Origin of the sequence: Bacillus sp. B19-2 (assembly GCF_022832475.1) — a bacterium.
GTDB lineage: Bacteria > Bacillota > Bacilli > Bacillales > Bacillaceae > Bacillus > Bacillus paralicheniformis.
Window position 1 is genome coordinate 676,824 of sequence record NZ_JALHKQ010000001.1, and the last position, 18,391, is coordinate 695,214.

The 18,391-nt window shown below is 46.5% G+C and carries 24 protein-coding genes; 20 read left to right on the forward strand and 4 right to left on the reverse strand.

The features are described from left to right. Positions 1-10 precede the first annotated feature (10 nt). Entirely contained in the window at positions 11-370 is a 360-nt protein-coding gene (locus MST20_RS03550) for a YugN family protein (RefSeq protein WP_020451278.1), read from the reverse strand. A gap of 168 nt (positions 371-538) precedes the next feature. Here MST20_RS03550 and MST20_RS03555 point away from each other — a divergent pair, with 168 nt between their 5' ends. The 10 genes from MST20_RS03555 (at position 539) to coaD (ending at position 5,413) form a co-directional block, all read left to right on the forward strand. Continuing rightward, complete coding sequence (locus tag MST20_RS03555; protein ID WP_023857262.1) at positions 539-985, forward strand: CBS domain-containing protein; 447 nt, start codon at positions 539-541, stop codon at positions 983-985. A 138-nt stretch (positions 986-1,123) separates the two neighbouring features. Then, entirely contained in the window at positions 1,124-2,167 is a 1,044-nt protein-coding gene (locus tag MST20_RS03560) for a CAP domain-containing protein (protein WP_243940155.1), read from the forward strand. Positions 2,168-2,344: 177 nt separating this feature from the next. Further along, positions 2,345-2,743 (forward strand): YlbD family protein, encoded by a 399-nt coding sequence (gene ylbD, locus MST20_RS03565; RefSeq protein ID WP_243940157.1) that lies wholly within the window; start codon positions 2,345-2,347, stop codon positions 2,741-2,743. Positions 2,744-2,757: 14 nt separating this feature from the next. Beyond that, positions 2,758-2,997, forward strand: coding sequence for a YlbE-like family protein (locus MST20_RS03570; RefSeq protein WP_020451282.1), 240 nt, complete (start codon positions 2,758-2,760; stop codon positions 2,995-2,997). Between the two features lie 76 nt (positions 2,998-3,073). Continuing rightward, positions 3,074-3,202, forward strand: coding sequence for a hypothetical protein (locus tag MST20_RS21140; protein ID WP_265627121.1), 129 nt, complete (start codon positions 3,074-3,076; stop codon positions 3,200-3,202). A gap of 72 nt (positions 3,203-3,274) precedes the next feature. After that, the gene (gene ricF / locus MST20_RS03575; RefSeq protein WP_243940159.1) at positions 3,275-3,724 is read left to right on the forward strand and encodes a regulatory iron-sulfur-containing complex subunit RicF; all 450 of its coding nucleotides are present in this window, start codon (positions 3,275-3,277) and stop codon (positions 3,722-3,724) included. A 71-nt stretch (positions 3,725-3,795) separates the two neighbouring features. Next, positions 3,796-4,068 carry a YlbG family protein gene (locus tag MST20_RS03580; RefSeq protein WP_009328559.1) on the forward strand — a complete coding sequence of 91 codons (273 nt, stop codon included), beginning with the start codon at positions 3,796-3,798 and terminating at the stop codon, positions 4,066-4,068. A gap of 108 nt (positions 4,069-4,176) precedes the next feature. After that, on the forward strand, positions 4,177-4,311 hold the full coding sequence (locus tag MST20_RS21145; RefSeq protein ID WP_265627120.1) for a hypothetical protein: 135 nt from the start codon (positions 4,177-4,179) through the stop codon (positions 4,309-4,311). A 48-nt stretch (positions 4,312-4,359) separates the two neighbouring features. Next, the gene (gene rsmD, locus MST20_RS03585) at positions 4,360-4,926 is read left to right on the forward strand and encodes a 16S rRNA (guanine(966)-N(2))-methyltransferase RsmD (RefSeq protein ID WP_243940162.1); all 567 of its coding nucleotides are present in this window, start codon (positions 4,360-4,362) and stop codon (positions 4,924-4,926) included. Next, entirely contained in the window at positions 4,919-5,413 is a 495-nt protein-coding gene (gene coaD, locus MST20_RS03590; RefSeq protein ID WP_165426920.1) for a pantetheine-phosphate adenylyltransferase, read from the forward strand. The genes rsmD and coaD overlap by 8 nt, the downstream gene beginning before the upstream one ends. Before the next feature lie 8 nt (positions 5,414-5,421). Here coaD and ylbJ read toward each other — a convergent pair whose 3' ends face one another. After that, positions 5,422-6,642: a sporulation integral membrane protein YlbJ gene (gene ylbJ, locus MST20_RS03595; protein ID WP_243940164.1), complete on the reverse strand. Its 1,221-nt coding sequence runs from the start codon at positions 6,640-6,642 to the stop codon at positions 5,422-5,424. Positions 6,643-6,964: 322 nt separating this feature from the next. On the opposite strand from ylbJ, the gene MST20_RS03600 reads away from it, so the two are divergent. Then, positions 6,965-7,987, forward strand: coding sequence for a SepM family pheromone-processing serine protease (locus tag MST20_RS03600; protein WP_243940166.1), 1,023 nt, complete (start codon positions 6,965-6,967; stop codon positions 7,985-7,987). Positions 7,988-8,006: 19 nt separating this feature from the next. Here the strand turns inward: MST20_RS03600 and MST20_RS03605 are convergent, their stop codons facing one another. After that, positions 8,007-9,257 carry a nucleotidyltransferase gene (locus tag MST20_RS03605; RefSeq protein ID WP_243940168.1) on the reverse strand — a complete coding sequence of 417 codons (1,251 nt, stop codon included), beginning with the start codon at positions 9,255-9,257 and terminating at the stop codon, positions 8,007-8,009. Positions 9,258-9,474: 217 nt separating this feature from the next. On the opposite strand from MST20_RS03605, the gene MST20_RS03610 reads away from it, so the two are divergent. The 3 genes from MST20_RS03610 (at position 9,475) to gerR (ending at position 10,939) form a co-directional block, all read left to right on the forward strand. Continuing rightward, on the forward strand, positions 9,475-9,990 hold the full coding sequence (locus tag MST20_RS03610) for a YceD family protein (RefSeq protein ID WP_075752976.1): 516 nt from the start codon (positions 9,475-9,477) through the stop codon (positions 9,988-9,990). A 23-nt stretch (positions 9,991-10,013) separates the two neighbouring features. Then, positions 10,014-10,187 carry a 50S ribosomal protein L32 gene (gene rpmF / locus MST20_RS03615; protein ID WP_003181522.1) on the forward strand — a complete coding sequence of 58 codons (174 nt, stop codon included), beginning with the start codon at positions 10,014-10,016 and terminating at the stop codon, positions 10,185-10,187. A 146-nt stretch (positions 10,188-10,333) separates the two neighbouring features. Continuing rightward, positions 10,334-10,939, forward strand: a complete 606-nt coding sequence (gerR, locus tag MST20_RS03620; RefSeq protein ID WP_243940170.1) for a sporulation-specific transcriptional regulator GerR — start codon at positions 10,334-10,336, stop codon at positions 10,937-10,939. A 35-nt stretch (positions 10,940-10,974) separates the two neighbouring features. Here the strand turns inward: gerR and MST20_RS03625 are convergent, their stop codons facing one another. Beyond that, a complete protein-coding gene (locus tag MST20_RS03625) occupies positions 10,975-11,454 on the reverse strand; it encodes an N-acetyltransferase (RefSeq protein ID WP_020451291.1) in 480 nt (159 codons plus the stop codon). 183 nt (positions 11,455-11,637) lie between these two features. Here MST20_RS03625 and MST20_RS03630 point away from each other — a divergent pair, with 183 nt between their 5' ends. The 6 genes from MST20_RS03630 to MST20_RS03655 all read left to right on the forward strand — a co-directional run bounded on the left by MST20_RS03630 (position 11,638) and on the right by MST20_RS03655 (position 18,309). Next, positions 11,638-12,525 (forward strand): 2-dehydropantoate 2-reductase, encoded by an 888-nt coding sequence (locus tag MST20_RS03630; RefSeq protein WP_243940172.1) that lies wholly within the window; start codon positions 11,638-11,640, stop codon positions 12,523-12,525. 78 nt (positions 12,526-12,603) lie between these two features. Continuing rightward, positions 12,604-14,220, forward strand: a complete 1,617-nt coding sequence (gene bshC / locus MST20_RS03635; protein WP_243940174.1) for a bacillithiol biosynthesis cysteine-adding enzyme BshC — start codon at positions 12,604-12,606, stop codon at positions 14,218-14,220. Positions 14,221-14,345: 125 nt separating this feature from the next. Further along, the gene (mraZ, locus tag MST20_RS03640) at positions 14,346-14,777 is read left to right on the forward strand and encodes a division/cell wall cluster transcriptional repressor MraZ (RefSeq protein WP_009328555.1); all 432 of its coding nucleotides are present in this window, start codon (positions 14,346-14,348) and stop codon (positions 14,775-14,777) included. 66 nt (positions 14,778-14,843) lie between these two features. After that, positions 14,844-15,782: a 16S rRNA (cytosine(1402)-N(4))-methyltransferase RsmH gene (gene rsmH, locus MST20_RS03645; RefSeq protein ID WP_243940176.1), complete on the forward strand. Its 939-nt coding sequence runs from the start codon at positions 14,844-14,846 to the stop codon at positions 15,780-15,782. Positions 15,783-15,813: 31 nt separating this feature from the next. Beyond that, complete coding sequence (ftsL, locus tag MST20_RS03650) at positions 15,814-16,167, forward strand: cell division protein FtsL (protein WP_043927563.1); 354 nt, start codon at positions 15,814-15,816, stop codon at positions 16,165-16,167. A gap of 6 nt (positions 16,168-16,173) precedes the next feature. Beyond that, positions 16,174-18,309 (forward strand): penicillin-binding protein, encoded by a 2,136-nt coding sequence (locus tag MST20_RS03655; RefSeq protein WP_243940178.1) that lies wholly within the window; start codon positions 16,174-16,176, stop codon positions 18,307-18,309. Positions 18,310-18,391 lie beyond the last annotated feature (82 nt).

The window sequence follows — 18,391 nt, forward strand, 5'->3', positions numbered from 1 at the left end:
TGTACGTCTGCTACACTTCAAGCGCTGAAACTTTTTCTTTGATCGAATTCAGCACCGTTTTGCTTGTTTTGAGGAGCTGCGGCGGGAAATGTTCGTTTTCACCGTATTCCACTCCATGCGGATAATAATATTTGCCCAAAAGCGGTGTCATCAGTTTGATGACCGCGCGCCGGGCCCCCACATCGCCTTCGACGGCATAACCGAACACGCGGAGGTAGTACCTGCCTTCCACCATATCGAATTTGCGGTCATATGTGACGCGTTCATAATCCCATTGACCAGCTCTTACAAACCCTTCGTTTTCCATGATGTCGTCTAACCGGTTAAGGTCAGCAGTCAAGCCTTCAATACCGGATTCTTCAAATTTCATCCCGTAAAACCCCCTTTAAAAAATTACCTTTACTGACAATCATAGTATGAAAGCGTTAAACTTTCAATCCTGGCTTTAGCCGATATATAAATATTTTTGTGAACAGTATGAATCGCGGGCGGCTTGACGACAATATGAACAAACGAAAGACAAGAGGAGGTCTTCTGATTGACACGTGTGAAAGATATCATGACAAAGGAAATATTATATTGTACAGTTCTTGATAATGTGTACGAGGCTGCCGTGAAAATGAAAGACGGAAATGTCGGAGCGATTCCGGTTGTGCTTGATGACGGCTTGGAACTGGTTGGGATCGTCACTGACCGGGATTTGGTGTTGCGGGGGATCGCCGTTAAAAAACCGAATTCGCAAAAAATTACAAATGTCATGACGACGGATCTCATTACGGTAAGTGAAGACGATTCAATTGAAAAAGCGGTTGATCTCATGGGAGATTATCAGATCAGAAGGGTCCCGGTTACACGGGGAAAAACGCTTGCGGGTATCATTACACTCGGCGATGTTTCAACCCACAAAAAATCAAACCGGCAGGCTGGCGATGCGCTGACATTTATATCGGAAAACGAAGAGAGGCCTGGAGATTTTCTTCATTAAAACATATTTTGTCGCACATCTTAATAGGCTGTATTATCATTGAAAATTCATGTCAGTTCTGTTTAAATGACACTAAAGGCAAATTGATGCGGTGCGCCGTTTTATGGATAGATTGATCCGTCAGTCGGAGGTGAAAGTTTGAAAAATATATTAAGAGCGGTTGTCATCCTTCTCATTGTTGCGGCTTCATACACGCTGTTTATTCAATACGGTTCAACACCTGAGAAAATTGTGAAGGAAGACAAGCCGCAAGTCTCAAACGAGGATGCGAAAAAAGAGAAATCCTTGAACATTCCCGATTCCGGCTTGCTTTCTTTTATCGGAGAGTCGGCTGATACCATCAAAAAGAAACTGGGGAAACCGGACAGGATCGATCCTTCAGCATATGATTATGAATGGTGGGTCTATAGCCAAGGGGCAAAACAGTACGTTCAAGTCGGCTTGCTTGGCGGCAAGGCCGTGACATTGTTTGCGACAGGCGACGGGCTGAACACCGCTCCGTTTAAAATTGGACGGCCGTCAAGGGAAGTTTTCAAAACCGCCCAGATCGCCCCGTATGTCAATGTTCAATATAAAGGCAGTTCATACCGTTTTGAGTTTTCCGAGGAAGACATGAATACAAGGCCGACGGTGAAAGTAGGAGACATTTATGTTCAGCTGTATATGGATAAATTCGAGGGGACGCTGTCAAGCATCAGGGCATTTGATGCGCCGACTTTCATCAAGCAAAGGCCGTACGAAGTTGTCTACAGAGGCACCCTGATCGAACCTCATGCATTGACAGAATCGGATTGGAAAAAAATCGAGAAATCAAATGAGAAGCAGATCTTTGATTTGACGAATGTCATCCGCGCAAGACACGGCCTTTCCCAGCTCTCTTGGGATGAAGGCGTATCAAAAGTGGCATACGGCCACAGCAGCGACATGAAAGAGCATCATTATTTCTCCCATGTGTCAGAAACGGAAGGCACGCTCAAAGACAGGCTGGAAAAAGGGAAAGTCAACTTTGAGCAGGCGGGGGAAAATATCGCGCTCAACTATGTCGACGGGCCTGCGGCGGTTGAAGGCTGGTTAAACAGCGAAGGACACAGAAAAGCGCTGTTACATGCCGACTATACTCATCTCGGAGTCGGGGTGGACGAGAAATATTATACGCAGAACTTTATTAAAGAATGGCACTAGAGCCCGGGATCATACCCGGGTTTTTAGTTTTTAGAGAAAACCATGAAACTTTTAATGTTTGGTCGGCTGCTCACTCTTCCGCACTGACTCCTATAAAAAGAAGAATTTTAGGCGAACACATTTTGCCGGGACGGATTACACTATAGCAGGCATATGTTTTCGGAGGGGGTGTAGACGTTGGCAAATCAAAACGCGCAATCATCCATTGATGAATTTAAGCAATTTATTAAACGGCATCCTAAGTTGATTTCCGAAGTCCGGAAACAAGAAAAAAGCTGGCAGGAAGTATATGAAAACTGGGTTTTGCTCGGGGAAGACGATTCGATTTGGGATCCATACAGGGAACAAGAAGCTTCGGCAGAGAAGGAGCCTTCTGCTGGCGGCAAAAACGATTTCATTTCAAAAATGGTGACGGCCGTCCGAAAGATGGATGCCAATCAAATGAATGAGCAGATCAATAAAATGAGCCAGTCTATTTCTTCGCTGCAAAGCTTGCTCAGCCAGTTTTCGGGCGGAAGCCAAAAACAGCAGAATCAAAGCGGCGGCGAGCATCCGTTTTCTTTCCGAAAAGATTAGGGAAGGAGTCAGACATGCGTAAAGAAGTGCAGGAGTATGTGTTCGCTGATGAAGAGCGCCGCCGGTTCATCCGTGAGCAGCCGGTCTGGTACCGCAAGCTTTCGCGGAATCCGAATGACCTGTCAGCCTTTCATCTCGATATGATGAACTTTTATGAAAAAACGATTCCTCACAGGGTCAACCAGCTATCGGGCGGCATTCAGATGGCCCAGATGATGCTTCAAATGTTTCATGCGATGCGCACTCAGGATTAATTTAAAGCCTGAGTCTTTTTTATGATGATAAATCGCGTCATTCTGGCAAAGCTAGGTGTAAAGGAGTTGATCTGTGATGAAAAAGTGCTGGCTTGTGATCACGCTGTGCCTCTTGCTGGCCGGCTGCGCCACCCATAAACCGAAGCCCAAGGGCGTTTCGGATTGGCGCGATGCAGCTTGTGCAAGCGAAGTTTTTGGAAAATAATAGTTCGGAGGCGGCACAGACATTTTTGAAAACGGCTGTTTTGTGATACACTATAGCTGGAGGTGCATGTCTATGTTTGCCACAATGGAATCGTTGCGGCTTCAAAATGAAGCATATGATTTGGCCAACATGATTCTTCAATCAGAGGCGGCTGAACATTACAGAAAATGCTACGAGCGTCTCCGCGAAGATGAAGAGGCCGGACGTATTATCGCTTCGTTTACGAAAATAAAAGAACAGTACGAGGATGTGCAGCGCTTTGGCAAGTATCATCCTGATTATAAAGAGATATCCAAGAAAATGAGGGAAATCAAACGGGAGCTTGACCTTCACGATGCAGTAGCCGAATTTAAAAAGGCGGAAACCGAGCTGCAATCCATCCTTGATGAAGTCAGCGTGGAAATCGGTCAGGCTGTATCAAAACATATCAAAGTACCGACTGGAAACCCTTATTTTGATAATCTTTCATCTTGCGGCGGCGGCTGCGGGTCAGGCGGAAGCTGCGGCTGTAAAGTTTCCTGATGAGGCTCGGTCGCCCCGAGTCTCGTTTTTTTTTAGAACTTCATGCACAGAGCGACAGGCAGGTGAACAATTTGGAAATCAGGCGTCAAGGCTTAATCGTTTGGCTGCACTCCTTGAAGCAGGCGAAAATGCTCAGGAAATTCGGAAATGTTCATTACGTTTCAAAGCGGCTGAAATATGTAGTGGTTTATTGCAATATGGAAGATGCCGAAAGAATCATCGCTAAAATACGTTCGTACTCTTTTGTCAAACAGGTGGATCTTTCATACAAACCGTTCTTGAAAATGGAGTTTGAATCCAAGCAGGATAAAGCGAAAGAATACGACTATAAAGCCGGGCTCTAACTTGGTTTATTTTAAAAAAATCCCCGCAGAAATACCTCTGCGGGGTCCTTCTATTCCTTAAAAATTAAGGAGAAGGCAAAGGGAGAGGAGAAACCGGAGGAAGAACTTATGGGGAAACGTAAGTCTTCTCCGCGGTTGGCAACAACATCAATCGATGCTGTTGCTATTATTATCACCACTGTGCCTTTTTGCTATACATATGAATTTGTACTTTGGGTGTTTGTGCCAGAAAACACTTTATGATAAGATAGGAATGATTTTTTTCGAGTTTTAAGAAAAAGTGGTGGAAGTATGAGAGTGATTTCTGGGACGTATAAGGGACGTGCCATAAAAGCGGTTCCCGGCACGTCGACAAGGCCGACGACTGATAAAGTAAAGGAATCCATCTTTAATATGGTCGGCCCGTATTTTGAAGGCGGCACGGGTCTTGATCTGTACGCGGGAAGCGGCGGATTGGGCATTGAAGCGCTGTCGCGGGGGTTTGACCGCTTCATTTTTGTCGACCGTGATTTTAAAGCGATTCAAACCGTAAAAGGGAATTTGAAAACCCTGGGCTTGGAAAAACGCGCCGAGGTGTACAGGAATGACGCTGAACGGGCTCTCCATGCGCTGGTGAAAAGGGGCGCAAGCTTTGACGCCGTCTTTTTGGACCCGCCATATCGAGAACAAAAGCTGGAAGCGCTTTTATCGAAGATTGATGAATCGGATATGCTGACTGACAGAGGGTTTATTTTAGCTGAGCATGGGAAGGAAGTTATGCTTCCGGCCGAGGCGGGCGGACTTCAGCTTGCCCGTCAGGAAATATACGGCTTAACAGGCGTGACCATATACAGAAAGAGAGGGAATGGGGATGGCTAGCATTGCCGTTTGTCCCGGAAGTTTTGATCCGGTGACTTTTGGACATTTGGATATCATCAGGCGCGGGGCGAAAGTGTTTGACAAAGTGTATGTATGCGTCTTGAACAATTCTTCGAAAAAGCCGCTGTTTACGGTGGAAGAACGCTGCGGGCTGCTTCGAGAAGTGACGAAGGATATCCCGAATGTGCAAGTGGAATCTTTCCGGGGGCTATTGATTGATTATGCAAAGAGCAAGCAGGCGAACGTCATCCTGCGGGGGCTTAGAGCGGTATCTGACTTTGAATACGAGATGCAGGGAACCTCGATGAACAAAGTGCTCGATGAAAATATTGAAACGTTTTTTATGATGACGAATAACCAATACTCATTCCTCAGTTCAAGCATTGTCAAAGAAGTGGCAAAATATAAAGGTTCAGTCGCAGAACTCGTGCCGGAAGCGGTCGAGGCTGCACTTGAAAAAAAGTTTGCAAAAAATGAGCGGCCGTAACCGGCTGCTCATTTTTTAGCAGGGGCGTAAGATTTGGCATAAAGAATGCTGTAGATGAGAAGGGTGCCGATCGTAAGGAGCGGACCGATCTCTGCCAACGCGTTCCACATCTGCAGAAAGAAAGATTCCGTTTTCCCGGCCGTCAGAAAGGAGAAGGCCGGCTCCGTCGGGGAATAAAACGATGTATAAAGAGGCTTCCAAAGAATAAGAACAAAGATCGCTGCATAAATTCCCTGGAGGATGCGGGCGATAAAAAACGGCTTAAAGCGAATATCGGTTTCAGCAAGAATGCCTGCAACCTGCGCCTGAACGCAGAAGCCGCTGAAACCCAAAATAAAGCTGACGATCACCGCTTGCTGGAGAAGCGCCGCATCCGTGGCGCTGACCAGTTTGCTGCCGAGCGTAATCTCAAACAATCCCGATAATAACGGTTTATCAAAATCACCGGGCAATTGAAGAGCAGTCAAAACCATTCGTGTGGCGTGCGAAAGAATGTCGGTGATGTGCATCACAGAAAGAATGTTATTAAAAACCGAAAAAAGAATGATGAAGCCGCCCACCATTAACAGCGTTTGGACGGAAGAGATGACAGCATCGCTCAAAAGTTTGCCGAGCGGCCGCTTTTCTTCAAGTCTTGCCTGATGGAGCGCTTTTAAGGCATCTTTAATGGAAGGCAAAGGAAGCTTCTTTCGCACAGCGGTGCGTTTTTCTTCTTTTCGTCCGTAAGTACGCATCGTCAATCCGACTGCGAAATTGCCCAAATAATGGGCTGCTGCAAGTACGACGCCGAGAGAAGGATTATGGAAAAAGCCGACCGCAACGGCTCCGAAAATAAACAGCGGGTTAGATGAGTTGGTGAACGAAGCGAGCCGCTCTGCTTCGACCCGGGAAATCTGCCGCTCCTGTCTCAGCCTTGAAGTCAGTTTTGCCCCGGCCGGGTTTCCTGACGCCATTCCCATCGCGAGCACGAACCCTCCGACGCCGGGGACGCGGAACACCGGTCTCATAAAAGGTTCGAGCAGCAGCCCGACAAACTTGACGACACCAAACCCGATCAAGAGCTCTGATAAAATAAAAAAAGGCAAAAGGGAAGGGAAAACGACCTCCCACCACATGGCAAGTCCACTTTTAGATGCGTTAAATGATTCTTGCGGATGGGTGATGACAGCGGCTGTAAACGAAAGCAGCAAAACGGCAATCATGAGTGTCTTTACCTTTGACATGTCCATTTCTAACCCCCTTTGCGGCTGTGAATACACATTGGAAACAGGATCATGATAAAATAAACGAAAAGCTTGCCCGATTTGTGCGGAAGCCTTCTCCGTGAAACTTCTTTATCATTATACGAAGGCTGGTCCTCATTTTAGACCACCAGATTGCAGATCGGTGATACAAATGAACCGGAAGCTGCTTTAAACTCGCAGAAGCCCTTCTCCTTGATAAGCATCAATAGAAGGTATTTCATACATCTGTGAATTCATGCAGGCTGAAAATTTGGAACCGGACCGAAGATGTGAGCCGGTGAAAATAAAGATGGAGGGTTACATATTCATGCTGAAAAAAAGAATTATACGCATCGCATTACTGATCGTTATCATCACGGCCGCGCTGTCATTTGTGAAGCTGCCTTATTACATCACAGAACCCGGCGAAGCGACTGAGCTGAAACCTTTAATTAAAGTCGATAACGGCTATCCTGAAAAAGGGAGCTTTTCTTTAATGACAGTTAAAGTCGGCCCTGCAAATCCGCTTACATACATGTGGGCAAAAATGCGCCCTTACCACGAAATTCTTCCGGAAGAAAATTTCAAACAAGAAGGCGAATCTGATCAGGAATATATGAAGCGCCAGCTGCAAATGATGAGAGATTCCCAGGAAAATGCGATGATCGCCGCTTATAAGCGGGCCGGAAAAGAAGTCAGCTACACGTTTAACGGCGTATATGCCATGACGGTCGTCAGCGGCATGCCTGCAGAAGGAAAAATACAAGTCGGAGACAAAATTAAAAAAGCGGACGGAAAAACGTTCCGCTCAGCGGAGAGCTTCGTCCGCTACATCGAATCAAAAAAAGCCGGAGACCGCGTGAAAATTGTAGTTGAACGGGATAAAGAAGAAAAAACATATGAGATGAAGCTGAAAACATTTAAAGAAGATCCGAAGAGAGCCGGGCTTGGCGTATCCCTCATCACAGACCGCAATGTCAAGGTGAAGCCGGAGGTCGATATGGACATTGAAAACATCGGCGGTCCTTCGGCAGGGCTGATGATGTCAATGGAGATCTATAACCAGCTGACAAAAGAAGACGAGACGAAAGGACACCATATTGCTGGAACCGGAACGATTGATGACGAAGGCAAAGTCGGTCCGATCGGCGGCATCAGCCAGAAAGTCGTTGCCGCAGACAAGGCGGGAGCCGACATCTTTTTTGCTCCGAACGAAGGCGGAAAAAAAGGATCAAACTACGAAGAAGCGGTCAAAACGGCAAAAGATATTAAAACCGATATGAAAATCGTCCCTGTCGACACGATGGATGATGCGATTCATTATTTAGAAGATAAAGTAAAAACCGCCTGATGGACAACATCAGGCGGTTTTATTTGCGCAAAAATATCCGGCTGTCTTCGTCATACCTGATCGGCGAAAGGGAATATTCCTGCTCCGTCAGCATCGTCCGCTCCGGCTCTTTGAGCGGGGCGCTGTATACTTGGCCCGCTTTTATGTCGAGCTGAAGGGAAGGGTGGGAAAAAGATCCCGTCTTTGTAATAAGGGGTACGCTCAAGCTTTTTTTCTTTTCGGCTAAATAGGCCTGCCCTTTTTTTGTCATGCCGAGAAGTCTGATGTATGCCGGATGCGGTTCGTTTAACATGCGCTTGACGTCGGCTTTCTTCGTTTTTGTGAGGATGTGGGTGTTCATGCGCTGCAGCCTTGTCCACGTATAGCGCTTCGTTTTCAAAAGCTCCATGTATTCCTTAAATGAGCCTGCTTTTCGGATCGCTTTTTTGGCGCGGTGCTCAAGTCCTTCTTCCACTTCATAAATCCCTTTCAGCTCTTCTGTATCCATTGTATGGAGGCTGTATTTCAAAAAGGGGAAATAATCTTCCGGCGAGTGCCACATGCCGAAAATCCGGGCGTATTCATTAAGCTCGTCGATCGATGGCTTCGGAAGGTAGAAGCGGCTGTTCGCGAGGCTTCCCGTTTCAAAGATCGATTTGCGTATGCTTGTGGCGCTTGCGATTCGGTCCGCTTCCGGGAAGGCCGAATCGTGATAGCCCGAGGATCGGCGCTTGACGGTTTCAGGCTTCATGCTCAATTGCTTTTGCACGATGGCTTTCACATAATGGAATCCGAGTATGTTGTTCGGCTTTGAAAGGTCAACAATGTTTCTGCCGTCTCCGGTTACAGCCCGGAACGCATTTGCCATCGCTTGCGGGTAGCTCAGCCCAAAAGCTATTTGTTTTTTTGCTTCTTCGTTGAGCTCGTCTTCATGCTCTATCGTATGTGCGGCTGTATTGAGAAACGCCTCAATATCGCCGTGCTCGCTTCCGAAAAACAAAGAAGCACACCCTAATTCATTTAAAATCGAGACGGCGCCTTCAGCAAACGTTTCCGCTTTTTGGACAGCGAATATGTAAGGAAGTTCAACGACGACATCGGCAAATGATGCGAGCGCCATCTTCGTTCGCGCCCACTTTGAGACGATGGCCGGTTCGCCGCGCTGCAAAAAGGAGCCGCTCATAACGGCAACCGCCACCTCGCTCCGGGTTTCCGATTTTGCTTCCTTTATATGATATAAATGTCCGTTATGAAAAGGGTTGTATTCCACAACAAGGCCGACCGCTTTCATTTTTTCACCTCTCTTGCATCTCTTGAAATAGTTATGATACATTTACACATGGAATGTCCAGACGCCTAGCGAAAACAGCATTTTTTCTAAGTGTATGAATTGTTGTTCACAATGTCAACGAATGAAAAGCGCAGGCGCATATCTGTAAAGAAAAAATATTGACAAAAAACATGATGAAAGCTATAATCATGTTTGTTGCTCACTTAGAGGTGATACAATGAAATGGACGATACATCAGTTGAATCAAATGCCGAAGAAAGACTTTGAATTTGATGAAACCGTTGATTTAAGCGAACTCTCTCAAAGCTCGGAAATACGCAGCATTTCACCGGTGCGGGTGAAAGGGCGCGCGGAAATCCGCTCAAAGCAGGCTGCATTTGATTTTACCATTTCAGGCGAGATGATCTTGCCTTGCTCAAGAACGCTTGTTGATGTTCGTTATCCATTCAGTATTTCTACAAAAGAACTGTTTATATTTCATAAGACCGAGGAATTGGAAGATGAAGACGTCCATGTTGTTGAGGATGACCTTATCGACTTGACTCCGGTCGTGAAAGAAGAAATCCTTCTTGAGATCCCTATGCAAATCTTTTGTGAGTCTGTTCAAAAAGAAGAAGGTGCTCCGCAGGAGGGCAAGGATTGGCAGGTCATTACAGAAGATGACCGGAAAGACCGGATCGATCCGAGACTTGCCGGACTCGAGAAGCTCTTAAAACAAGATGATGAATCTTAACGCTCTTTAAGGAGGTGGGAATAATGGCTGTACCTTTTAGAAGAACTTCTAAAACGAAAAAAAGACTTCGTCGTACACACTTTAAATTGCAAGTGCCTGGTATGGTAGAATGCCCAAACTGCGGTGAGATGAAACTTTCACACCGCGTCTGCAAAGCATGTGGATCATACAAAGGAAAAGACGTAAAAAGCAACTAATCGTCAACAATGAAAACACAAGACTTCAGGTCTTGTGTTTTTTTATTCCCTTCATCCTTTTATTTCCTGTAAAGAAAATAGTCTATCTACTCTATCAGCCGCATATGTATGAGGTAAATTCATAAAGTCATGGAGGGGGATAACATTTGACGATTACAAGACAGGATGCATGGACACAGGATGAAGATATATTGCTGGCTGAGGTTGTTTTAAGGCACATTCGGGAAGGCGGCACACAGCTTTCGGCCTTTGAAGAAGTGGGCAAGGCTTTAAGCAGAACGGCCGCTGCCTGCGGATTCCGCTGGAATTCCTTTGTCAGAAAGCAATACCAATCAGGCATTGAACTGGCAAAAAAGCAGCGCAAAGAGCTGCGCAAAAAAATCGGCATCCATTCCGCAAACCTTCCTGGATCTGTCAAAACGGTTTCCGGGAGCAATACGGAAAATCTGACGCTCGATGATGTCATTCAATACCTTGAAAAGCTGAAAGAAGCCCCGGTTCAAAAAGACTTTATAGATGAGCAGAAAAAGCTCGCTGAAGAAATCAATGAGCTGAAACAAGAAGTTGAAAAGCTGCGAAGCGAAAATCAATCGCTGAAAAAACGGCTTGAATTGACGGAAGAGGACTATAAAGCCTTGATTGAAATCATGGAGAGAGCCCGGAAAATGGTCGTGCTTCAGGAAGGCGAACGAAACAAAAAGGTGAAGCGCCAGCCGGAGTCGAATGAAAATCTCGAGACGCTTGAAAAATGAAAACCGGCCATTTGCTTTCGGCCGGCTTTTTTCATTTATGCTGATTCAGAACTTTGATTTGGTTCGCTCGCAGGATGCCAAACGAGCGGATTTTCCCCTTTATCCCGGGCCATATCGTATTTAACCGGTGTAAAGCCCATCTTGCTCCAAAAATCGGATGATTTGACGCGCGGGCTTGTGCGAATCGGGAGTCCGAATGATTTGGCGAACTCCACCAGCATCGTACCGTAGCCGTTGCGCTGATACCCCGGCAAAACTTCAAGCTTCCAGAGCTCGAGGTAATCTTGGCCTTCTTCAAAGTATTGGTTGGTTTTTCCATCCGCTTTATACAGGCTCATTCTTGCGACGAGCCGATCCCCGTAATAGATGCCGTAAAAAGGTGAATTGCTGTCGTTTTCAATCATGTTGCTCTCAAGGTCCTCCAGCATGGAAAGCTCTTGAATGCCGTACTCCCTGAACTTTTTAAATTCTTCAAGCGTTTTGTAGTTGATCAGCAAACGTTCGACTTTGACCATTATGTTACCCCCTTGTTTGTGGTCTACTTCTATTGTAAACGCTTTTTTCAAAAAATCCAAATGATAAAAATTTTCTAATATAATGAAGCGAAATGGTTCTGAATATTTGAAACAACTTACAAGTCAACGGCGAAAATTTCTGCTATGATATACAGTATATGAAAAAAATCAGGGTGTGAGAATGTGAGAATCGGAGTCATTGGAGGAGGCTCGGTCGGCCTCCTTTTTGCATACTATTTTTCATTCGGCCATGAAGTGACGGTGATCGCGCGGAGAAAAGAACAGGCTGAAGCGATTGAAGAAAAGGGAATCCGCCTTCTTGAAGACGAACAAGAGATGATCGCGAACGTCAGAGGCAGGACTGAACTTGATCCGGACTGCGACCTTCTTTTTGTTGCCGTAAAGGAGCACCAGCTCGGAGGTGTTCTGCCGGAACTGGAACAGGCAGCTCCTCTTGATATCATGTTCCTGCAAAATGGAATGGCCCATATTCCCGTGCTTGAAAAATGGCAGACAGGCCACCGCATTTATACGGGATCTGTGGAGCACGGAGCAGTCAGGGTGGATGACCGCACATTCCGGCACACGGGAAAAGGGGCCGTAAAATGGAGCGCATTCCGAAGCCCCTCCGCCGCCCGTCTGAAAAAAGAGCTCGCTTCGGTTCATGAAGCGTTCCCTTTTATTTGGTGCGAAGACTGGTATAAGACCCTCGCCGGAAAATTGATTGTCAATGCGTGCATCAATCCGCTGACGGCTCTTTTGCGGGTGGAAAACGGCGCACTGCTTGAAGAGCCGATGTATGCGGACTATATGAAGCTCGTCTTTGAAGAAGCGAGCCGGATTTTGGAACTTGAAGACCGCCAAGCAGCGTGGGACCATGTTCTTTCCGTCTGCCGCCGGACAAAAAGCAACACGTCTTCGATGCTTGCCGATGTGCTGGCCGGAAGAAAAACGGAAGCCGATGCGATCATGGGCTATCTGCTGAAGCGGGCAAAAGAGTCAGGGGAGTCTGCTCCTCACCTTACCTTTTTATATCGCAGCATCAAGGCGCTTGAAAACGAATGGAGCTAAATCTTTTGACCGAATCACGGAACGTGCTATACTCGTTTCGGAAAGCTAACTATTTACTGGAGAAAGGAAGTTCTAAAGATGCAGCTTACTGAACTTTCCATACAAAGTCAAAACCCTTTTGTTCGAGACTATATAAATGGAAAAAAGGAGATAGAGCCGTTTTTTGATTACGGCCTGAGCAATGAAAGTTGGAGTGTCCGTTTGGATGACCTTTCCTCCCGGACGTATGACCGCGATGCTTTAGCAGACTATTTGCTCGACTATCACAGCAAATTTCAATCGGCAAGCATGAATGAAACAATCGAACGGCTTCGCGATCCGAAAAGCGTCGTCGTTGTCGGAGGGCAGCAGGCCGGCCTTTTAACGGGGCCTCTTTACACTATACATAAAATCGTATCGATCCTTGTATTTGCAAAGCAAAAAGAACAAGAGCTGAACGTTCCGGTCATTCCGGTATTCTGGGTTGCGGGGGAAGACCACGATCTGGAAGAAATCAATCACGTCCACATTTCTGACGGCGGCAAGGTGAAAAAGCACAAGCTCCCGCAGTCCCACTGGAAAAAAAGCCAGGCGTCAAAAACGGCGCTCGATGCCGAAAAAGCTGAAAAGTGGCTGGACGGGATTTTTGCCTCATTTGAAGAAACGGAGTATACGAATGATCTTCTCGGCCATTTGCGCCGATGTTTAAGGCAGTCTCTTTCCTTCACCGATTTTTTCGAATACCTTGTTGCCGGCATGTTTGCACAAGACGGCCTGATCCTTCTGAATTCCGGCGACCCGGGCATCAGAGCCCTTGAAGCGCGTTTTTTCCGGCAGCTGCTGAACAGAAACGACGAGCTGACCGATTCTGTCAAACGGCAGCAGGAATTCATGCAACAACTGGGCTACACACCGATTATCGAAGGAGCCGCACAGCATGCGAACCTTTTTTATGAGCATGACGGCGAGCGCTTTTTAATCGAAAAAGAAAACGGCGCGTTTTTTATAAAAGAGCTTCATCTTCAGTGGTCTGAAGCAGAGCTTTGCGATTTGATCTGCCAAAAGCCGGAGGCGTTCAGTAATAATGTCGTAACAAGGCCGCTCATGCAGGAATACCTTCTTCCGACATTGGCGTTCATCGCCGGTCCCGGAGAGATCAATTATTGGGGCGAGCTGAAAGGCGCTTTTCAGGTTATGGGCTATAAAATGCCGCCTGTCGTACCGAGGCTTCAGGTTACATTCCTTGAACGGCACATCGAAAAAAAGCTGGGCGAACGGGGGATCGAACTCCGCGAATCGATTGAAAAGGGAGCGCGCGCCAAAAAAGAACAGTATTTTGAAGATAAGGTTCCGAGCGGTTTTACCGATTCGGTCAAACAGGCGAAAGAAAAAATCGAAAACATCCATTCCGCGGTGCGCGCGGAAGCCCTCGAAATCGACGGGAGCCTCGGCCCCCTTTTAGAAAAGAACGCGGGCTTCATTCAAGATCAGCTCGAGTTTCTGGAGAAAACGGTCATCAAAAGGATTGGAGAAAGAGAAAACTACATTCTGCGTGATTTTGACAAAATTCAAACGAGCATCAAGCCATTAGACGCTCCGCAGGAGAGAATTTGGAACATCATGTATTATTTGAACAAATACGGTCCGAATTTCTTGGAAAAATACAAGGATTTGCCATATTCATTTCAAAACATGCATCAAGTTGTCAAACTTTGAAATAATTTTTTAAAAAACCCTGAGTAGTTCAGGGTTTTTTTTTGTTCTAAAACAGTGTAAAATAAATTTGTGGAGAGAAGTGGTGGATAGTGGTGAGTTGAGGAACGAAAGTGGGGGCCGAGATCATGTTTATGGGTGAATACCAGCATACGATTGATTCAAAAGGCCGCATGATCGTTCCGGCGAAATTCAGAGAAGGCCTCGGCGAGCAGTTTGTTTTGACGCGCGGGCTTGATCAGTGCCTGTTTGGCTACCCGATGTCCGAATGGAAACTCATCGAAGAAAAACTGAAGGCTCTTCCTCTTACGAAGAAAGATGCACGCGCTTTTACCCGCTTTTTTTTCTCCGGAGCCACCGAATGCGAATTGGACAAGCAGGGCCGGATCAACATTGCATCGCCGCTTTTAAATTATGCAAAGCTTGAGAAGGAATGCGTGGTCATCGGAGTTTCAAATCGAATTGAATTGTGGAGCAAAGAGATTTGGGAACAATACGTAGAAGAGCAGGAAGATTCATTTGCCGAAATAGCTGAAAACATGATCGGATTTGATATATAATGAATCTTTGCGCATGCGGCGCTTCTGCAATCAGTTCATTTGAATAAAGGTGGGACTAGTAAAGAAATGTTTGAGCATACAACAGTATTATTAAAAGAAACAGTTGACGGTTTAAATGTAAAAGAAGACGGTACATATGTAGACTGTACATTAGGCGGTGCCGGTCACAGCGAATATTTGCTTTCGCAGCTGTCTGAAAAAGGAAAGCTGGTCGCTTTTGACCAGGATGAAACCGCACTCCGCCATGCGAAGGAAAAACTGGCGGATTATGAAGGACAAGTCGTTTTCATAAAAAGCAATTTTCGGTATTTAAAAGACCGTCTAAACGAAATCGGCATCACGAAAGTGGACGGTGTTTTATTTGATTTAGGCGTCTCATCTCCTCAGCTGGATACACCTGAAAGGGGCTTCAGCTATCATCATGATGCACCTCTTGATATGCGAATGGACCAGTCGGCGGGCCTTTCGGCAAAGGAAGTCGTCAATGAATGGCCTTATGAGGATCTCGTGAAAATCTTCTTTAAATACGGAGAAGAGAAGTTCAGCAAGCAAATCGCCAGGAAAATCGAAAAAGCAAGAGAACAATCGTCTATTGAAACAACAGGCCAGCTTGTCGATATCATCAAAGAGGCGATTCCCGCACCGGCAAGAAGAAGCGGCGGGCATCCGGCCAAACGGATCTTCCAGGCGATTCGAATTGCGGTAAACGATGAATTGAGAGTGTTTGAAGAAGCGCTTTTGCAGGCGATTGAGGTGCTGAAGCCGGGCGGAAGGGTATCGGTCATCACATTCCACTCGCTGGAAGACCGGATCTGCAAATCGACATTTAAAGAGATGTCATCGCCTCCTGAACTGCCTCACGGACTGCCCGTGATCCCCAAGGAGTTTGAACCGAAATTAAAATTAGTCAACAGAAAGCCGATCACAGCTTCCGAAGAGGAGCTTGAACACAATAACCGTGCGCGCTCAGCGAAGCTGCGCATCGCGGAAAAAGCACGAGAGTGAGCTGTACGAATTAAAAGGAGGTCATCAGTCTATGAGCAATTTGGCTTATAAAGTAGAAAAACAGCAACGACAGACAAACAGTGCAGAACAATCCGTTATCATCCGGAGAAGAGCATCGATCACGCTTGGGGAAAAGGTACTGATTGTGCTTTTTGCCCTGGCTGTACTCAGCGCTTCACTATTTATGATTTCAAAGGCTTTCGCCGCGTATCAGACCAATATTGAAATTCAAAAGCTCGAAAAGAAGGTTGAAACGGAAAGCAGCAGAGTTGATGACCTCGAAAAAGAAGCCGATATGCTGAAAGAGCCGGACCGTATCATGGACATCGCCCGGAAAAAAGGCCTTAAATTAGGTGATAAAAAAGTGAAAGACATACAGGAATGATGCACAATGCCGAAAAAAAATAAATTCATGAACAGAGGAGCGGCAATACTCAGTATTTGTTTTGCCCTCTTTTTCTTTGTTATCGTAGGACGATTTGCGTTTATTCAAGCGACGGGGAAAGTGAACGGCGAAGTGCTTGCACAGAAGGCGAACGAACAGTATGAGAAAAAGCGGACGATCGAAGCCCACCGGGGATCGATCCTTGACCGGAACGGAAAAGTGCTTGCCGAAGACACTTCAACATATAAGCTCGTCGCGATTATGAGCGAAAAGATGGAACCTCAATACGTGAAAGATAAGCAGCTGACGGCTGAGAAGCTTGCGCCGATTCTCGGCATGGATGAGGGGAAAGTGCTCGATATTCTCAATAAAAAAGGAGCGTTTCAGGTTGAATTCGGATCGGCAGGGCGGGATTTGACATACGCCCAAAAAGAAAAAATCGAAAAGTTGAAGCTTCCTGGCATCGTGTTCACCCGCGATACGAAGCGCTACTATCCAAACGGAATCTTCGCTTCCAACCTCATCGGCTATTCGCAGATCAATGCAAAAACAGGTGAAATGCAAGGCATGATGGGCCTTGAAAAAACGCTGAACGATTATTTGAAAGAAACGGACGGATACATGACGTACGATACCGACAGAACGGGCTGGCGCCTGCCGAACAGCAATGAAAGTATTAAAGCGCCAAACAACGGAGACAACGTGTATTTGACGATCGATCAAAAAATCCAGGCGTTTTTGGAAGACAGCATGACGACCGTCCAAAAAGAATACAAGCCGAAGAAGATTATGGCAGCGGTTGTTGATCCGAAAACGGGCAAAGTGCTCGCGATGGGGCAAAGGCCGAGCTTCAACCCGAACGTGCGCGATGTCACGAACTATTACAACGACCTAGTCTCCTACAGCTTTGAGCCGGGCTCGACGATGAAGATCTTCACATTGGCGGCGGCCATCCAAGAAGGCGTATATAATGGAGGAGAGAAATACAAGTCTGGATCTTATTCGGTTTCTAAAAAAGATAAGCCGATTAAAGATCATAATGGCGGCAACGGCTGGGGCCCGATCACATTTAATGAAGGTGTTGAACGCTCCTCAAACGTCGCGTTTGCGATCCTTGCCAACGATAAACTCGGCACAGACCGCTTCAATCAATATTTGCGGAAGTTCCATTTTTACGAAAAAACGGGCATTGACCTGCCCGGGGAAGCGAACAGCAAAATCAATTTTGAATATTTGCGTGATAAAGTAACAACTGCCTTTGGTCAAAGCTCAGCGGTCACACCGATCCAGCAGCTTCAGGCCGCGACGGCGATCGCGAATAACGGAAAAATGATGAAGCCTTATGTCATCGATCATGTCGTTGATTCTGACAAAAACAAAACGATTTATCAAAATAAACCGGAAAAAGTCGGCCAGCCGATCTCTGCCAAAACGGCAAAAGAAGTGCGCGACCTGTTAGGAAAAGTCGTCACATCTGATAAAGGGACGGGGAAGCCGTACAAGATCGAAGGATTTGATGTCGCCGGAAAAACCGGTACGGCGCAAATTTCCGGAGAAGACGGCAGATATTTGACCGGCCGCGAAAACTACGTGTTCTCCTTCATGGGCATGGCGCCGAAGGACGATCCGCAGCTTCTCGTTTATGTAGCCGTACAGCAGCCGCAATTAAAGGCTACGGAAACAGGCTCTGCTCCGGTATCAAAAATTTTCAATCCGGTGATGAAAAACAGTCTTCACTATTTAAATATCACACCGAAAGAGACCAAAAAAGAAGAAAAGCAGGAAGAAAAACAGCTGGAAATGCCTGATTTCACCGGCAAACGAGCTGAATCCGCCGAAAAAGAGGCGCAAAACAGCAGCCTTGTTCCGGTTACGATCGGCGATGGCTTGGCTGTGAAAGAACAGTACCCGAAAGCAGGAGAAGCCGTCCTGCCGAATCAGCGGGTCTTCCTGAAGGCCGACGGGAAAATCACACTGCCTGATATGACGGGCTGGTCAAAGCGTGACGCCCTCCGCTTCGGCGCCATGGCCGGCATTCATATCGAAACGAGCGGCCAGGGTTATGTGAAAAGCCAAAATGTAAAAGCAGGCAAAGAATTAAAAGCCAACTCGGTCGTGAAAGTCAGATTGAAAAACGAATAGATCCCGTCTAAAAGGCTATCGACTCAGAGTCGATAGCCTTCCGTTTGGGCGCGGCCGCCTCCTGAACATATAAAAATAAGGG

What these genes read in the sequence shown, in the direction of transcription:
- coaD (WP_165426920.1), top strand. Translation starts at nt 4,919, where the DNA reads ATGGCTAGCATTGCCGTTTGTCCCGGAAGTTTTGATCCGGTGACTTTT.
- MST20_RS03625 (WP_020451291.1), bottom strand. Translation starts at nt 11,454, where the DNA reads ATGGTCAAAGTCGAACGTTTGCTGATCAACTACAAAACGCTTGAAGAA.
- mraZ (WP_009328555.1), top strand. Translation starts at nt 14,346, where the DNA reads ATGTTTATGGGTGAATACCAGCATACGATTGATTCAAAAGGCCGCATG.
- ftsL (WP_043927563.1), top strand. Translation starts at nt 15,814, where the DNA reads ATGAGCAATTTGGCTTATAAAGTAGAAAAACAGCAACGACAGACAAAC.
- ylbJ (WP_243940164.1), bottom strand. Translation starts at nt 6,642, where the DNA reads ATGGACATGTCAAAGGTAAAGACACTCATGATTGCCGTTTTGCTGCTT.
- MST20_RS03610 (WP_075752976.1), top strand. Translation starts at nt 9,475, where the DNA reads ATGAAATGGACGATACATCAGTTGAATCAAATGCCGAAGAAAGACTTT.
- MST20_RS03655 (WP_243940178.1), top strand. Translation starts at nt 16,174, where the DNA reads ATGCCGAAAAAAAATAAATTCATGAACAGAGGAGCGGCAATACTCAGT.
- rsmH (WP_243940176.1), top strand. Translation starts at nt 14,844, where the DNA reads ATGTTTGAGCATACAACAGTATTATTAAAAGAAACAGTTGACGGTTTA.
- MST20_RS03600 (WP_243940166.1), top strand. Translation starts at nt 6,965, where the DNA reads ATGCTGAAAAAAAGAATTATACGCATCGCATTACTGATCGTTATCATC.
- MST20_RS03550 (WP_020451278.1), bottom strand. Translation starts at nt 370, where the DNA reads ATGAAATTTGAAGAATCCGGTATTGAAGGCTTGACTGCTGACCTTAAC.
- MST20_RS21140 (WP_265627121.1), top strand. Translation starts at nt 3,074, where the DNA reads ATGAAAAAGTGCTGGCTTGTGATCACGCTGTGCCTCTTGCTGGCCGGC.
- bshC (WP_243940174.1), top strand. Translation starts at nt 12,604, where the DNA reads ATGCAGCTTACTGAACTTTCCATACAAAGTCAAAACCCTTTTGTTCGA.
- rpmF (WP_003181522.1), top strand. Translation starts at nt 10,014, where the DNA reads ATGGCTGTACCTTTTAGAAGAACTTCTAAAACGAAAAAAAGACTTCGT.
- MST20_RS21145 (WP_265627120.1), top strand. Translation starts at nt 4,177, where the DNA reads ATGGGGAAACGTAAGTCTTCTCCGCGGTTGGCAACAACATCAATCGAT.
- MST20_RS03605 (WP_243940168.1), bottom strand. Translation starts at nt 9,257, where the DNA reads ATGAAAGCGGTCGGCCTTGTTGTGGAATACAACCCTTTTCATAACGGA.
- MST20_RS03570 (WP_020451282.1), top strand. Translation starts at nt 2,758, where the DNA reads ATGCGTAAAGAAGTGCAGGAGTATGTGTTCGCTGATGAAGAGCGCCGC.
- ricF (WP_243940159.1), top strand. Translation starts at nt 3,275, where the DNA reads ATGTTTGCCACAATGGAATCGTTGCGGCTTCAAAATGAAGCATATGAT.
- rsmD (WP_243940162.1), top strand. Translation starts at nt 4,360, where the DNA reads ATGAGAGTGATTTCTGGGACGTATAAGGGACGTGCCATAAAAGCGGTT.